This window comes from Flavobacterium petrolei (genome assembly GCF_003314435.2).
Classification (GTDB): domain Bacteria; phylum Bacteroidota; class Bacteroidia; order Flavobacteriales; family Flavobacteriaceae; genus Flavobacterium; species Flavobacterium petrolei.
This window is the reverse complement of record NZ_QNVY02000003.1, coordinates 41,731-58,681: the sequence shown is the minus strand read 5'-3', so window position 1 is coordinate 58,681 and position 16,951 is coordinate 41,731. Positions and strand designations below refer to the sequence as shown.

The 16,951-nt window shown below is 33.4% G+C and carries 11 protein-coding genes; 1 reads left to right on the top strand and 10 read right to left on the bottom strand.

The features are described 5' to 3' along the window. Positions 1-113: 113 nt before the first annotated feature. The 10 genes from trpB to DR871_RS09635 all read right to left on the bottom strand — a co-directional run bounded on the left by trpB (position 114) and on the right by DR871_RS09635 (position 9,715). Positions 114-1,295 (bottom strand): tryptophan synthase subunit beta, encoded by a 1,182-nt coding sequence (trpB, locus tag DR871_RS09680; protein WP_113666108.1) that lies wholly within the window; start codon positions 1,293-1,295, stop codon positions 114-116. A gap of 12 nt (positions 1,296-1,307) precedes the next feature. After that, complete coding sequence (locus DR871_RS09675) at positions 1,308-1,940, bottom strand: phosphoribosylanthranilate isomerase (RefSeq protein ID WP_113666107.1); 633 nt, start codon at positions 1,938-1,940, stop codon at positions 1,308-1,310. A gap of 2 nt (positions 1,941-1,942) precedes the next feature. Then, a complete protein-coding gene (gene trpC, locus DR871_RS09670) occupies positions 1,943-2,722 on the bottom strand; it encodes an indole-3-glycerol phosphate synthase TrpC (protein WP_113666106.1) in 780 nt (259 codons plus the stop codon). Between the two features lie 86 nt (positions 2,723-2,808). Then, positions 2,809-3,801, bottom strand: a complete 993-nt coding sequence (gene trpD, locus DR871_RS09665; protein WP_113666105.1) for an anthranilate phosphoribosyltransferase — start codon at positions 3,799-3,801, stop codon at positions 2,809-2,811. A 72-nt stretch (positions 3,802-3,873) separates the two neighbouring features. Next, positions 3,874-4,440, bottom strand: coding sequence for an anthranilate synthase component II (locus DR871_RS09660; protein ID WP_113666104.1), 567 nt, complete (start codon positions 4,438-4,440; stop codon positions 3,874-3,876). Positions 4,441-4,533: 93 nt separating this feature from the next. Beyond that, positions 4,534-5,934 carry an anthranilate synthase component I family protein gene (locus DR871_RS09655; RefSeq protein WP_113666103.1) on the bottom strand — a complete coding sequence of 467 codons (1,401 nt, stop codon included), beginning with the start codon at positions 5,932-5,934 and terminating at the stop codon, positions 4,534-4,536. A 398-nt stretch (positions 5,935-6,332) separates the two neighbouring features. Beyond that, positions 6,333-7,610: a hypothetical protein gene (locus DR871_RS09650; RefSeq protein ID WP_113666102.1), complete on the bottom strand. Its 1,278-nt coding sequence runs from the start codon at positions 7,608-7,610 to the stop codon at positions 6,333-6,335. 386 nt (positions 7,611-7,996) lie between these two features. Continuing rightward, the gene (locus DR871_RS09645) at positions 7,997-8,566 is read right to left on the bottom strand and encodes a YceI family protein (protein ID WP_113666481.1); all 570 of its coding nucleotides are present in this window, start codon (positions 8,564-8,566) and stop codon (positions 7,997-7,999) included. A gap of 46 nt (positions 8,567-8,612) precedes the next feature. Further along, complete coding sequence (locus tag DR871_RS09640) at positions 8,613-9,245, bottom strand: NAD(P)H-dependent oxidoreductase (RefSeq protein WP_113666101.1); 633 nt, start codon at positions 9,243-9,245, stop codon at positions 8,613-8,615. Positions 9,246-9,259: 14 nt separating this feature from the next. Continuing rightward, the gene (locus tag DR871_RS09635; RefSeq protein WP_113666100.1) at positions 9,260-9,715 is read right to left on the bottom strand and encodes a MarR family winged helix-turn-helix transcriptional regulator; all 456 of its coding nucleotides are present in this window, start codon (positions 9,713-9,715) and stop codon (positions 9,260-9,262) included. Between the two features lie 489 nt (positions 9,716-10,204). Here DR871_RS09635 and DR871_RS09630 point away from each other — a divergent pair, with 489 nt between their 5' ends. Further along, positions 10,205-16,597 carry a PAS domain S-box protein gene (locus DR871_RS09630; protein ID WP_113666099.1) on the top strand — a complete coding sequence of 2,131 codons (6,393 nt, stop codon included), beginning with the start codon at positions 10,205-10,207 and terminating at the stop codon, positions 16,595-16,597. Positions 16,598-16,951: the final 354 nt, after the last annotated feature.

Below are 16,951 nucleotides of genomic sequence, written 5' to 3'. Positions count from 1 at the left end.
TAGTTATTTGTCTGCGTTAGGGATGGAAGCGGCATCCTTTTTATGGCTTTTCTGCCATGAAAAAGATATAGCGGACAGCCCGACCCTTTGGGAACGCCCAAATTGTGCTTTTTTTATAATTTAAAATAATCGATATAGGTATTCAAATCTTTGTCACCGCGACCGGAAAGATTGATGACTACCACATCTTCAGGTTTGAATTTCATTTCGTCCAGAACGGCAAAGGCATGCGCACTTTCAATGGCAGGAATAAGTCCTTCCATTTGAGATAATTTTATTCCCCATTGCATCGCTTGCTCATCTGTAATGGAGATGAATTGCGCTCTTCCCGTTGTGAATAAATTGGCATGCATAGGACCAACTCCCGGATAATCCAGTCCTGCTGAAATAGAATATGGTTCGGTGATTTGGCCATCCGTTGTTTGCATCAATAAGGTTTTACTTCCGTGAATAACGCCCACTTTTCCTAAGGCAGAAGTTGCGGCACTTTCGCCGGAATCAACTCCCAAACCTGCTGCTTCGACCGCAATAATATTTACGTCCTCATTGTCCAGAAAATGATAGTAGGTCCCGGCAGCATTGCTTCCGCCACCTACGCAGGCAATCACATAATCAGGGTTTTCACGACCTTCTTTTTCCAGTAATTGTTCTTTGATTTCCTTAGAAATAACACTTTGAAAACGCGCCACCATATCCGGATAAGGATGCGGTCCTACCACAGATCCAATGATATAATAGGTGTCAACAGGATTGTTAATCCAGTCGCGAATGGCTTCGTTAGTGGCATCTTTTAAGGTTTTTGAACCTGACATTGCCGGACGAACTTCGGCACCCAACATTTTCATACGAGCCACATTTGGCGCTTGACGCTTGATGTCGACTTCACCCATGTACACGATGCATTCCAGTCCCATTAAGGCACAAACTGTAGCTGTTGCAACTCCATGTTGACCAGCTCCGGTCTCAGCAATGATTCGTTTTTTGCCCAAGCGTTTGGCTAACAAAATTTGCCCAATGGTGTTGTTCACTTTGTGGGCACCAGTGTGGCATAAATCTTCTCTTTTCAGGTAGATTTTAGTATTGTATTGCTCAGATAATCGCTTGGCAAAATAAAGCGGCGTAGGACGACCTACATATTCTTTTAGCAAAGCATCAAATTCAGCTTGAAACTCAGGCTCTGCTGTAATTTTTAAATAATTTTGGCGTAATTCTTCCACATTTGGATATAACATTTCAGGAATGAAAGCGCCTCCAAATTCTCCGTAATAGCCTTTTTCGTTGACGTTGTAACTCATTTTGTTTAAAGTTTATAAGTTTAAAGTTTTCAAGTTATTCTTGAAACTATCTAATTTTTCTATGTTTTTTAATCCCGGTTCTATTTCAAATTTACTGTTTACATCAATGGCATACAGCGGTAAATTTGTTTTTGCTATTTCTTTCACGGCATCCATTTCCTCAATTCCGATTCCGCCGCTCAGAAAAAACGGTTTGCTCGAAGGATACTTTTCTAAAACTTTCCAATCGAACGTGGTTCCGTTTCCTCCTGGTAATTTTCCTTTGGTGTCAAAAAGAAAATAGTCACAAACGTTTTCAAATGGTTTTAATACTTCAAAATCAAAATCATCATCGACAGAGAATACTTTTATGATTTCAATTGGATTCTCTATTTTATTTTTCAAATCCTGACAGAATTCAACTGATTCATTTCCATGTAATTGAATGGCTTGCAAATCGTATTTTTGGACTTTCGCTAAAATTATTTCTCCAGTTTCATTGACAAAAACGCCTACTTTCTTGATTGATTTTGGTAATTGTGGAATAATACCATCAAAATATCGAGCCGATTTCTCCCAGAAAATAAATCCCATATAATCGGGTAGGAGCGAACCTACTTCGAGAATATTATCGGGATATTTCATGCCACAGATTTTGAGTTTCATCTTTATAGTTTTGATATAAATTCCATTGCTGCTTTACCGGCATTATCCGTTTTCATAAAGTTTTCTCCAATTAAAAATCCTTTGTAACCAAAAGGTTTTAGTTCGTTGATGGCTTCTACTGATGAAATTCCGCTTTCAGAAACTTTTACAAAATCATCTGGAATTTGTGCTGCCAATTGCTTGCTGAAATCCAAACTCACTTCAAATGTTTTTAGGTTTCTATTGTTCACACCAATCATATCTAATGTTGGCATAATCGATTTTTCCAGTTCTTCCTGATTGTGTACTTCCAGTAAAACTTCTAACCCTAAACTTTTAGAAAATTCCGATAAGGATTTGATTTCCTCTCTTGTCAAAACTGCTGCGATAAGCAAAATTAAATCGGCTCCGTGGGCTTTTGCTTCTAAGATTTGGTATTCATCTACAATAAATTCTTTTCTCAATAATGGAATATTTACTGCGGCTCTTGCCAAAAGTAAATCGTCTAATGAGCCACCAAAATATTTTCCATCTGTCAATACTGAAATACCACAAGCACCAGCATTTTCATATCCTTTGGTAACTTCTTCAACCGTAAAGCTGTAGTTGATTTCTGCTTTGGAAGGGGAACGGCGTTTGTGTTCTGCAATGATTCCTGAGTTGCTGTTTCTTAAATTATCGCTCAAAGAAATAGTCCTTTTTTCGAAGAAAACTGAAGCTTCCAATTGTGAAACAGGAATAATGGATTTCTTGAGGATGACTTCTCTTTTTTTGTCAACTATGATTTTATCTAAAATGTTCATTTATTTTTTTGTTTCAAGTTTTCTTTGTTTCAAGTTTCAAGTTGTTCGAAATTCCAACAACTTTAAACCTTAAACTTTAAACTATTTTATTTGCTTAAATCTTTCAATTTTTTCAAAGCTACAAGTCCTTTTCCGGATAATAAACTTTCTTTCGCTATTTGAAATCCTTCTAAAGGAGAACATTTTGTAACGGTTGCAATTGCCATGGCTGCATTGGCACAAACCACATTATTCTGGGCCTCGTTTCCTTTTCCCGAAATAATATCTGTAAACATTTGTGCCGATTCTTCGATGGTTGTTCCGCCTTCGATTTCGCTTTGCAGCAAAAGGCGAACACCAAAATCTTCCGGATTTAGCATTCCTTCCATGGAACTGGTAATTGTTTTTGTAGGACCTGTCAACGAAACTTCGTCATAACCGTCAAGCGAATGCAGGATGGTGAAATTAGTATTCGTGTTTTGATACAAATACGCATACATTCTGGCCAGTTCTAAGTTGAAAACACCAACCAACTGATTTTGTGGAAATGATGGATTTACCATTGGTCCCAACATATTGAAAAAGGTTTTTACGCCCAATTCTTTTCTAATTGGTCCCACATTTTTCATTGCAGGATGAAATAATGGTGCGTGTAAAACACAAATTCCTGCTTTGTCGATACATCTTTCCAAGAAATCAGTATCATTACTGAACTTGATTCCTAGTTTCTCCATTACATTACTAGATCCAGAGATAGAAGAAACTCCGTAATTTCCGTGCTTTGCCACTTTTATTCCTGCACCGGCAGCTACAAATGAAGCCAGTGTTGAAATATTGAAAGTATCTTTTCCATCACCACCGGTTCCGCATAAATCAATAGTATTATATGCGGATAAATCCACGCGAATACACAATTCTAATAATGCTTCACGGAAACCGGAAAGTTCATCTATGCTTATACTGCGCATCATGTAAACGGTTAGAAAAGAAGCAATTTGGCTCGTGTTGTAACTCCCGTTTGATATATTAACCAATACATTTTTTGCTTCTGCAGCCGAAAGCATTTCGTGATTGATTAATCTGTTTAATATATTTTTCATTTTTATATATGTCTTAAAGTTGAAAGTTGAAAGTCTTAAAGTCTTTCGACATTATGATATTTGACTTTATGACTAGTTTTTCACCCAATTCTCTAATATCTTTTTCCCATTTGGAGTTAAAACACTTTCGGGATGAAATTGTACACCGCGCACATCATACGTTTTGTGGCGCAAGGACATTACTTGGCCGTTTTCGTCAAAAGAAGTCGCTTCTAGAACATCTGGCAAATTAGGATCAACCACCCATGAATGGTAACGTCCCACTTCAAATTCGTTTCCTAATCCTTCAAATAAAAGTTCATCATCAACAACGGTTTTCACATTGGTAGCCACACCATGATACACTTTGTCTAAGTTAGAAAGCGTTCCTCCGTATACTTCTCCAATAGCTTGTTGACCTAAGCATACGCCAAAAATACTTTTGGTCGCCCCGTATTTTTGAATCACTTCTTTCAATAATCCTGCTTCGTCCGGTATTCCAGGTCCAGGAGAAAGAAGAATTTTATCGAAAACTGCAATTTCATCGATGTCAAATTCATCGTTTCTATAAACGGTTACTTCACAATCTAAATCTTCGAGATAGTGCACTAGATTATAAGTGAAACTATCGTAATTGTCTATGACTAGTATTTTTTTCATTTTATTATTGAAAAATTAAAAGTTTTAAAGATTGAAAAATTCTAGTGTTTCAGCAATCTTTAAATTCTTAAATTATTGAATCTTTAAATTATTTTATATTGTCTCCGCTAAATCCAACGCCGCATTCAGCGCCCTTAACTTGTTGTATACTTCCTGCATTTCGCTCTCTTCATCAGAACTGGCAACAATTCCTGCTCCTGCTTGAGAATGCAATTGATGGTTTTTACTAAGGAAAGTTCGAATCATAATGGCGTGATTAAAATTACCTTCAAAATCCATAAAACCAATAGCGCCTCCATAAAAATTACGATTCGTTTTTTCATACTCTTCAATGAGTTGCATCGCTCTGTGTTTTGGTGCGCCGCTCAATGTTCCTGCTGGAAAAGTATCGGCTACCACTTGCATCGTTGTCGCATTTTCATGCAAATGTCCCGTTACTTTTGAAACCAAGTGAATGACATGAGAGAAAAACTGTACTTCTCTGTATTTCTCCACATTGACATGATGACCGTTTCTGCTTAAATCATTTCTAGCTAAATCCACTAACATCACATGCTCACTGTTTTCTTTTTTATCTATGGATAATTCTTTCGCAAGAATCGCATCTTTTTCGTCATCTCCCGTACGTTTGAAAGTTCCTGCGATAGGATGAATTTCGGCTTTACGGTTTTTGACAATAATTTGAGCTTCAGGTGAAGAACCAAATATTTTGAAATCGCCATAGTCAAAAAAGAATAAATACGGCGAAGGATTAATGCTTCTTAACGCTCTGTAGACATTGAATTCATCGCCTTTGAAGCCTTGTGTAAACCTGCGGGATAATACCAATTGGAACACATCACCTCTAAAACAATGCTTTTTGGCCAAAACCACATTATGCTTGAATTCTTCATCCGTCAGATTTGAAAAACCTTCGCCTTCTTTCGAAAATTTATAAGAGGCAATATTTCTGGATTGTAATAATTGTTCGATTTCCGAAATGTTGTTTCTTCCGTCTAAGCTGTGACAGAAAATATACGCTTCATTTTTGAAATGATTGATGGCAATGATGTTTTGGTATACGGCATAATACACATCAGGAATGGTATTGCTGTTTTCTTTTTTGGCAATGTTTACTTTTTCGAAATACCGAACCGCATCGTACGAAATATATCCAAAAAGTCCATTATTGATGAATTTAAAATCGTTCTTCTCGGATTTAAACTGACCCGAAAATTCTTGAATTACTTCCGGAATATTGGTAGTGGCATCGATTGAAATTTTCTCAGAACTCCCATCAGGGAAAGTGTTGTGAATAATTTCATTTTCTATTTTGATGGAAGCAATCGGATTACAACAGATATAGGAGAAACTATTGTCATTTCCATGATAATCGCTGCTTTCCAGTAGCAAACTATTTGGGAATTTATCCCGAATTTTGAAATACACACTCACCGGGGTAATGGTATCTGCAAGGATTTGCTTGTAATTGGTATTTAAGTTAAATGATTTCAATTGCTATGTTTTTAATGTTGTGTTTTACTGGTAAAATTGGCACAAAAAAAAGGCCTGTCGTGATGACAAGCCTTTTATATTTTATAGTTTTAATAATACTATAGGAGCTTAGTTCACGACGACTGACGTAAATTGTTCCACCACCAAGTATTGTTTAAAATTGTTTTCATGTTTTATTTTGTTGCCACAAATATAGAAATGAAATTCGATTATTCAAATATAAAATGCGTTAAAAAACATTAAAAGCGAAGAATTTTTGTTAAATAAATCTATAGGTTTGAATTTAAAAAAAATATGACCTCAAAAAAAACATACTAACCTTAAAAAAAGCAATCCTGAATGTTACGATTAATAAAATAGAGTAATTCGGTCATTCAAAATTTGAAAGACTTTAGTCTTTAATTGTCACTGACGACTATTGGGTCGACTTTTAGCCTAAAATCAAAAGTTTTTTTAGGGTTAGACTCCTTGAATAATGCTGTATGACTTGTTTTAGAGTATTCAATAGAAAAGGATTCACTGCTATACCAATTTTTTATTTCCGAATCATTAGTTGGTATTTCACTTTGAATACCTCCATCACAGTTATTAATAAGTACTGTTTGTAAATTAATTTTTGCCAAATTAGCTGAAATATTAGCTATTTTACCTTCTAATAAAATGCAATTTTTAAATCCTGAAACAACACTGTTATTTAAACTAAAATAACTGTTGTCTTTAATGTAAATGGCTTCTCGAACTAATCCTTGATTGTTTTCTTCTAAATTTGCCAAAGTAATATTTGTAGCTGTTATTTTGGTCATTTTTTTGGTTACATCTGCATTTTCAATTTTATCAAAAGAGTCGATTTCAAAGCATCTCGAACCAGAAATATCGGATGAAAACGGATAACGAATGGCAAGACTATTGCTAATATTGCATTGTGCACCTTGCGTAAAATCAAAATCATCATCAGTAGCTTTGAATGAAATAATATTCTCAAAATTTACATCTCCGCCATAACACTCATAAGAATCATCATTGGAATAACTGATTTGAATAAAATTAAATTTAGTTTTTCTACCAACGCCTGCTAATGATAAGCCATTAAGTTCTTTGAGAGCATTAAGTTTCCTTCCGGAGAATTCGATACGGACATATTTTAATATCCCGGAATTGCTATCCTGATTTTGTCCTCCATAATGGTTTGCCATTGGGTCTATATTAAAGTCCAAAAATCCTACTCCTCCAGTTTTATTGATGGGAGCGTCCCCCATTATAATAATACCTCCCCAATCTCCAGGTTTTCTGGTAGAAATTTCTCTATTGGAAGTGAAAACAATAGGGTCTGTTTGTTCGCCTTCTGCCATTATTTTAGAGCCTTTTGATATTACCAGAGTGCCACATGTTTCTACATCGCCACGAATTACAGTTCCTGGTTCAATGGTTAATACAGCATTATTTGTGATGTATACAACACCTGTTAATAAGTACGTGTTTTTCTTATATAGTGTAAGGTCACTATTAATTGTACCAGTCAAAATGTTTGTAGTCTCAGGGTACTCTGCAGCTGTAGGTCTAAAATTAGTCCAATTACCCATCCAATTTGTGTCTCCGATAATACCTTTTATTTGTTGAGCATTTAGTGTCATGCTATTGATCAAACAGAGTATTGGAATAAGTATTATTTTTTTCATAATTAAATTTTGTTAATGAAATATTTGAAAGGTATTTATTTCTAAAGATTTACATTACGTTTTTTGGTCAACAAAAAACATATTATTCATTTTGGGAGGTTTATCATTTATTTATTTTTCAAAATTAAGCAGGTTGTGTTAACTGAATAAGCATAGAATATTAACGATATGTTACAATAGGATGTATTATGTAAATTTTTGATAGCCCTACAAATTCAAGATTTTAATCTAAAATTCAATTATTTCTAAACCAAACTCATTCTGTTGTTTTACATTAAATTTTAAATAAAAAAAGCCCTTGTTTTACACAAGGGCTTGATTATTAATTGATTTAAAGTCGCAGCAATTGTTTGTTACGGTTTTAAAATAGTATTGATGAGATGAAATTAGAATTTCAAAGCTACAGCTAAAGTGAAATCATCATTGATAGCTTTGTCTCCTAAGCTGTCAAAGAAACTTCCAGAACCATATTTAATATCGTATTTTGTTCTGTCAATTACAACATTCGTTGTAGCTGTGTTTGCTGTTGTTGCAAGATCAAAAGTTACTGGTTTAGTGATTCCTTTAATAGTTAAATCTCCTGTTACAGTATACAAATTTGGAGATTTCGTAACTACTTTTTTGAAAACTAAAGTTGCCATAGCGAATTTATCCGTTCCAAAAAAGTCGTCAGCTTTCAAGTGACCTTCTAGTTTTTCTTTACCTTGACCTGCTTTCAAATCAGTAACTACGATTGAATTCATGTCTACATTGAATGTACCACCAACTAATTTTTTTCCTTTGAAAACTAAAGCACCATCTTTAATGTTGATAGTTCCTTCATGTTGTCCAGTTACTTTTTTCCCTGTCCAGTTGATAGTACTTCCAGCAGTGTTGATTTTTTTAGTCTGTGCTGTTACGGATAATGTAGATAAAACTACTACTAATGCTAATGCGATTGATTTGAAATTTTTCATTTGTTTAAATTTGATTTGAATTAATATTTGATTTTGAATTAGTAATTTATAATGTAATGAATAAGTCTTCGTTTGATTTTCTGACTTTTTTGTAATGTTGAGTTGCATCCTCATCATGTCTGTAACCCAGAGTTGCAATTAAAGTAGCATTTAGACCTAATTTGTCAAGCCCTAATATTTCATTTACTTGAGCAGGAACAAAACCTTCCATCGGAGTAGTATCAATCTTAAGTTCTGCTGCTACGTTCAATAAGTTTCCTAATGCTAAATAGGTTTGTTTTGCTGTCCAAATATTTTTTTCTTCATCAGAAAGAGAAATAATTTTAGATTTCATAAAATCCCCATAACCAGCTAAAGCTTCAATTGGAGTATTTCTGGTTTGACTTATATTTTTGATATAATCATCTATAGCTAAATCATCAAGATTTGTTTCATTAGCAAAAATGATTAAATGTGAAGCTTCAACAATTTGTGATTGTCCCCAAGCTGCCGGTTGAATATTTGCTCTCAATTCTGGATTTTCAACAATAATAACCTTATACGGTTGCAATCCATAAGATGAAGAACTCAATCGAATTGCTTCTTTTAAAGTATTTAAATCTTCGGCAGTTATTTTTTTTGTTGCATCGAATTTTTTCGTTGCGTATCTCCAATTTTGATTTTCTAAAAAAGTACTCATAATGTATTGACTATTTATTGGTTTCTATATTTCTCTAATAATTGATTTAACTGGTCTATTTCTTGTGAATTTAGATTTTTTGAAAAAAATTGCTCGTGAGCAATCACTTTTGGATCTAATGCTGCTAAAACTTCCAATCCTTTTTGTGTAATTAACACTTCTATTTTTCGTCTGTTTTCAGGACATACTTTCCGAGTGACTAATTCTTTCAATAACAATTTATCTACTAATCGCGTTGTATTACTGGTTTTGGCTAACATTCGTTCTTGAATGGTCCACATATTTGCCGGATTTCCTTTTTGTCCTCTTAATATTCGAAGTACGTTGTATTGTTCTCCCGAAATTTCGTAAGGTTTTAATATTTCATTAAAATTTTCTGTTATTACATTTTGAGTATATAAAACGTTTAGAATAATTTTTTTAGAATTATCCATTGGAACAGTCGATTTTAAAATTTCTTCAATTTTCATATTTGTATATATGTAATTTGTTGGTACAAATTTAACACAATTTATAGTTGTATATACAAATGTAAATTAATTTTTTGTTAAAATTTTAAAAAGCTGTGGTGAATGAGATCTTTTAAAATTGTTATTCATTGTAAATCAGTTGTTTGTTTTTTAAAAAGTGGCCAGTTGATTATATTTATCTTTCAATAATTGAATGAAATTAAGTAATATGTTTTCTTTGATTATAAAAAAAGTAGACCATAATTATCCTCTTTTCAAGTATTGAATCCAAGAAGAGGTGGAATAATAGAGTAAAAAGTGAAATGAAAGTTTGGTTTTTTCTCGTTTATTGGTAAAAAGGATTGATTTATTTTTTGGATTTTAAATATGAATGCAATACAATTATATTTAAAATATTGTTTTTAAGGGTTTTAATAGTTATGAAATAGTGTCCTATTTATTTTGTGACTATTATTTATTATATTTAAAAATTATTTGAATATAACCAGTATGAATAAAGCCAATCTATCTTACGAAGCTCTACTTCTTAAATTAAAGGAGCAAGAATTAGAAGTAAACCGGTTAACAGAAAAAGTAGCGTCATTGTCTAGTTTTAATTTTTTTATTGAAGAGTCTAATGATTTAGTGTGTATTGTGGGAACAGATGCTTTTTTCAAGGAGATTAACCCCACTTTTGTCAAAATTCTAGGATATTCAAAAGAAGAATTATTGCAGGAATCCTTTCTCCATCTTCTGCATCCGGATGATCTTGAAAGATCGTTGCACGAGATTGGTAGTCTTGCAATGGGAAATCCCTCCACGAATTTTGAGAACAGATTTAAAAAAAAGAATGGCGATTTCGTACTGATTCAATGGACAGCGAATGCTATTTCTGTAGAAAATATTTATGCAATTGGAAGAGATATTTCTGAGATAAGAAGCACGCAAGAAAAGTTAATTAAGAAAGAAGACCTATTAAACCATGCACAACAAATTGCAAAAATGGGAAGTTGGGAGTTCAATCTATTAAATAAAAAAATGATTTGGTCTGAGGAATTGTATTCGATTTATGGAATCGAGAGTAAAATGGACCAGAATTTATATCAGGAGTTTTTGAATCTTTTTTCAGAAGAAGATGCTACATTTTTTCAGAATAAAATTAATCAATCCATCGCCGATAAAGAAAAATTTGAAGTACAACAAAACGTCATTTTATCAGATAATAGTAATAGGTGGTTGCATGCAATTGTAATTCCGCTGCTTGATACCTTTGGAAATGTTTATGCATTAAGAGGAAATACACAAGATATTACCCAGAAAAAAATTATTGAAGATTCCATCAAAGAGCAAGAAGCAGCTGTAGTAGAATATAAATTAAAATTAATTGAGGAAGAAGGCAATGCTAAATTTAAGACGTATATAGAAAACGCACCTGACGGAGTTTTTGTCTTAGATGAAAAAGGGAATTATGTAGATGTAAACCATGCCGCAACAGTATTGACTGGGTATTCAAAAAAGGAATTACTGACTATGAGCTTTGGGAATTTGTCTTCTCAAGAATTACAAGGAGAATTATATAAGGAATTCCAAATTCTTTTAGAAAAGGGAACGGCCAAAAAAGAGTTTAAAACAATTCATAAAAAGGGAGCTATCAAATGGTGGTCTGTTGAAGCGGTGAAACTCTCCAAGAATCGTTTTTTGGGATTTGTTAAAGATATTACCGAAAGCAAAAAAGCATTAGAAACGATTGAAAATAATGATAAATATTTCCGAGCGTTGGTCGAAAATAATGAGGGCATTATCACCGTTCTCGATGAAAATTTAAAAACATTATTTAGAAGTACCTCCTCAGAACGCATAACTGGTTATTCAAAACAAGAATTTGCTGAGATTTCTGATTCAGAGTATTTTCATCCGGATTATATTGATTACGTGAATCAGAAGATGAAAGAAACATTCGAAAATCCGGGAGTTCTGAATCCAGTTCAGTTTCAGGTAAAACATAAAGAGGGACATTACATCTGGATAAAAGGAGTGCTAACAAACTTATTAAGTGAAGATGGCGTGAGGTTGATTATTGCTAACTTAAGAGATATCACAGAAAGTAAAATTGCTCAGGATAAAATTGAACAAAGCGAAAAACGATTCCGTGCTTTGGTTGAGAACAATGATGGTATTATTACGGTTTTTGATAAAGATATAAATACTATTTTCCGAAGCCCATCTTCGGCTCGTGTTACAGGATACACAGATGATGAATTTGAGAAAATTCTAAAAAATGAATATTTTCATCCGGATTATTTAGATTATGTGAATCAGATGGTCGAAAAAGCAATCGATAATCCTGGTAAACCTATTGAATTACTTTTTCAGGCTAAGCATAAAAACGGAAATTATATTTGGCTCCAAGGAATCTTAAATAATAAAATTGACGATAGTAGTATAGGAGGAATTATTTCGAATTTAAGAGATATAACGGAGACTAAAATAGCAAATGAAACTTTGTTAAGTGAAAGAAATAAGTTTGCTAAAATTGCAGACGCTTCACCAGGATTAATCTATTCGATGCGTCAAAATAAGGATGGAAGCCTTTCGTACCCTTATACCAGCAAGGCTATTGAGGAAATTTATGGTTTCACTTTTAAAGAAATTGAGAATAATGCGGAAAAAATATTTCAACTGATCCATCCAGATGATTTGGATTTCGTGGTGCAAAGTATTGCTGCAACAAAATCAAAATTAGTTCCTTTAAAATGTGAATATCGCTATTTTCATCCTAAAAAAGGATTAGTATGGCATGATGTAAATTCGTTACCGGTAGTTGAACCCGAAGGAACTGTGATTTGTCACGGTATTGTTACTGATATTACGCAACGTATCAGAGCTGATCAAAAACTGATCAAAGCCAACCGACTTTATTTATTCATCAGTCAAATTAATCAAATGATTGTTCGCACTACTGATGAAAAAACGCTTTTTGAAGAAGCCTGTAAAATAGCGGTGGATTTAGGTAAATTTAGAATGGTCTGGATTGGGACTGTCGATAAAAAAACCAAAAAATTAATTCCGGAGATGATTGCTGGAGAGAATAATGGGTATTTGTCAATAATTAAAACCATTTCCATAGAAGATATTCCTGAAGGAAGAGGTCCGGCCGGAACGGCAATGCGGGAAGCACGATATGTTATTTGTAATGATATTGAAAACGATCCAATGATGCAACCTTGGCGCAAAGAAGCTCTATCACGAGGTTATCTTTCATCAATGGCGGTGCCAATAAAAAAATCAGGAAAGGTAATTGGCGTTTTTTCTTTTTATGCCAATGAAAAAAACTTTTTTGACGCGGAAGAAATTGCATTGTTAGAGGAGGCAACGGGTGATGTGTCTTTTGCATTAGAAGTTTTTGAAAAAGAGGCTTTGAGAAAAAAGGCTGAGGAAGCAGTTATTGAAAGTGAACATCGTTATCACTTGCTTACTGATGTTGCTCCTGTAGGAATTTTTAGAACGGACGCCAGCGGATATACCACGTTTGTTAATCCACATTGGTGTCAAATTTCAGGTTTATCTTTTCAGGAAGCTATAGGAAATGGTTGGTTAAAAGCAGTTCATGAGGAAGATAAAAATTCATTGTTCAGTGGGTGGAAAACTGCCACAAACAACAAACAAAATTCATTATCTGAATACCGATTTGTGCGTCAGGATGGATCTGTTGCTTGGGTGATGGGACAGGCTTTACCTGAAAAAAATATAAAAAATGAAATTGTAGGTTACGTAGGTACCATCACTGATATTACGGAACGAAAAAATGCAGAAGCGATAATCCTGCGAGAAAAAAATCTTTCGGATTCGATAATCAATAATCTTCCGGGAATTTTTTATCTCTATGATGAATCAGGAAGTTTTTTAAAATGGAATAAAAATTTTGAAGAAGTAACTGGGTATGATTATGAGGAAATCAGGCAAATGAATCCTATAGAATTTTTTGATGGAGAAGAGAAGCAAAAAGTTAAAACAAGAATAAAAACAGTATTTGAAAGAAAATCACCTGGTATTGAAGTTGAATTCTTTACTAAAAATAAAAATAAAATCCCATATTATATTAGTTCTCATGTAATTGATTATGAGGGAAAAAGGTGCTTGGTAGGAATGGGAATTGATCTTACTGAACGTAAAAAAGCGGAAGAGAAAGTCAAAGAAGCAAATGAACGATTCGAAATGATTGCTGCGGCCACCAATGATGCAGTTTTTGAAGTAGATTTAGTAACAGGGGTAAGTTGGAATAATCAAACTTTTGTAGATCTTTTAGGCTTTGGCAGTATTGAACCTAATGGAGAAAACAACAGTGTTATTTGGCGATCAAAGGTGCATCCGGATGACAGGGAACGAGTGATTTTAAATTTAGAGGATTCTTATGCCGGAATTGCAAATTTATGGTCAGATGAATTCCGTTTTCAAAAGGCTGATGGCAGTTACGGGATATTATATGGGCGAGGTGTAATATCTAGAGATGAAAAAGGTAAAGCACAGCGATTAAATGGTGCTTTGACTGAGATAACTGAGTTGAAAAATATAAAGAAGCAATTGATTAATAGTGAGGAAAAGTATCGCAGTTTGGTAGAACAAGCTTCAGATGCTATTTTTATTAATAATGTTTCCGGAGATTTACTTGAAGTAAATGAAAGCGCTTGTTTGCTGTTAGGCTATTCAAAGGAAGAATTGTGTACAAAAAATCTACAGGATTTGTATTCAAAAGAGGAGCTAATATCAAGACCCATAATGATGGAGGAATTATTGGACGGGGAAAAAACATTGATTCAGCGCAGTATGTTGCATAAAGATGGAACATTAATTTCAGTAGAGATTACTGCGAAAATGATTATTGATGGTCGAATTGTGGCCATCGTTCGAGATGTAACTAAACGCAAGAAAGCTGAGGATGATTTCAGGAAAATGAATAAAAAACTGGAAGCCATAATTGGAGCTTTACCAGATTTGTTGTTTGAAGTGGATATGGAAGGTAAAATTTTCAACTACCATTCCCGTAGGGATGATTTATTAGCTTTTCCTCCGGAAGCATTTCTGGGAAAAACATTTTCGGAAGTATTGCCACCGGATGTTTCAAATTTGTGCATTTCCGCTATTCGGGAAGCTTCGGAAAAAGGATATTCAACAGGCCGACAATATTCTCTGGAGTTACCAAGTGGTTTGCATTGGTTTGAACTTTCAATCGCACCTATGCAAGAAAGTCAGGATCATGAAATGCACTACATTTGCCTTTCAAGAGATATCACAGCAGCCAAAAAATCCGATAGGGCATTGCTAAAAAGTGAGGAACGATACCGCGGTTTGTTAAACAATCTGGATGCTGGTATAGTAGTTCATGCACCGGATACTTCCGTGGTGGTCAATAATGTAAAAGCTGCTGAATTATTGGGATTAACGGATGATCAAATGCGCGGAATTACAGCTTTTGATGCAACATGGAATTTCTTAAATGAAGATAATACATTGATGTCTTATGAAAGATATCCTGTAAACCAAATTATCGCGACCAAAAAATCACTCAAAAATTTTAGATTTGGCGTATGCCGACCAATAAGTAATGATGTGGTATGGCTTTTAATAAATGGATATCCCGATATGGATGCAAATGGGGAAATTTATGAAATCGTAATCAGTTTTATTGATATTTCGGACCAGAAAGTGATGGAAATGGAGCTGGTAAAAGCGAAAGAATTAGCTGAATCCGCAAATAAAGCAAAGACTGATTTCCTAGCTAATATGAGTCATGAAATTAGAACTCCTTTGAACGGAATAATTGGTTTCACGCATTTGTTGATGAAATCAAATCTAAAAAAGAATCAGTCCGCATATATGAAAACCGTTAATGAATCCGCAATTTCATTAATGGATATTGTTAATGATGTGTTGGATTTTTCAAAAATTGAATCGGGAAAATTAGAACTGAATATTGAAGAAATTAACCTTTTCAAATTAACAAATCAGGTTATTAATTTGTTTAAATATCAAGCTGATTTGAAAAAAATAGATTTAATTCTTGATATCAACAAAAGTATTCCACAATATATTCTGGCAGATTCCGTGCGATTGAAACAAATATTGGTGAATCTATTAAGCAATGCAATTAAGTTTACCAATTTTGGTGAAATTCGTTTGGATATTACCGAAATAGAGACAAACGAAAAGAAATGGTCTACAATTATGTTTTCTGTAAAAGATACTGGAGTGGGAATAAAAACAGTTAACAACGAAAAAATATTCAATTCATTTGTTCAGGAAGACAATTCAACGAATCGTAAATTTGGCGGAACCGGATTAGGTTTGGCAATATCAAATCAGCTTTTAGCATTGATGGACAGTAAGTTGCAATTAATTAGTAAACATGGCGATGGAAGTGATTTCTACTTTGTTGTTAAATTCAAAAAGACAAATCATAAGAAGAACAAAGAGCGACTTATTTCTGATGCAGTTCAAAACGCAGCAATAATTCCAGTCACTGTTTTGGAAGATAAAAAGGTTTTAATAGTAGAAGACAATAAAATCAATATGCTATTGGCTAGAACACTTGTCAAAAAAATTATTTCAAATTGCATAATCATTGAAGCAAAAGATGGAAATGAAGCTGTAGAATTGTATAAAAAAGAGCAACCGGATGTTATTTTAATGGATATTCAGATGCCAAATAAAAACGGTTATCAAGCTACCAAAGAAATCAGGCAGCTAAAAGGAGCGGAACATATTCCCATAATTGCAATCACTGCAGGAATTATGGTTGGAGATAAAGAAAAGTGTTTGGAGGCAGGTATGAATGGTTATTTACCTAAGCCAATTATTCAATCAGATTTAGAACAAATGCTGTTTATGTGGCTGCAAAAAAAATAATAGATTTTAATGATTAATAAAAGTGTCTTATGATTTAGGCACTTTTTTTATGTAAAAAATTTAAAATTTTGTTCATTTTTTTTAATATGTAATTTACTTGTGAAAACACATTTTTTTTACTAAATTTAACATGTATTAACTACTTATTAGTTAATTAATTATACAAACCTTACAAAAAATACACTATTTATGAAAATTGCTTATTTTTATGAATATTTTATTTCAATCCTTTTTTTAGAATTATTAAACAGTTGTTAAATTAAATTTAGTTTCTGTGATGCAAGAGATATTTTTTTGTCTTTTTTAAAGGAACAAACCGCTAAAAACGTACTAAATTAGCCATTTATTAATACT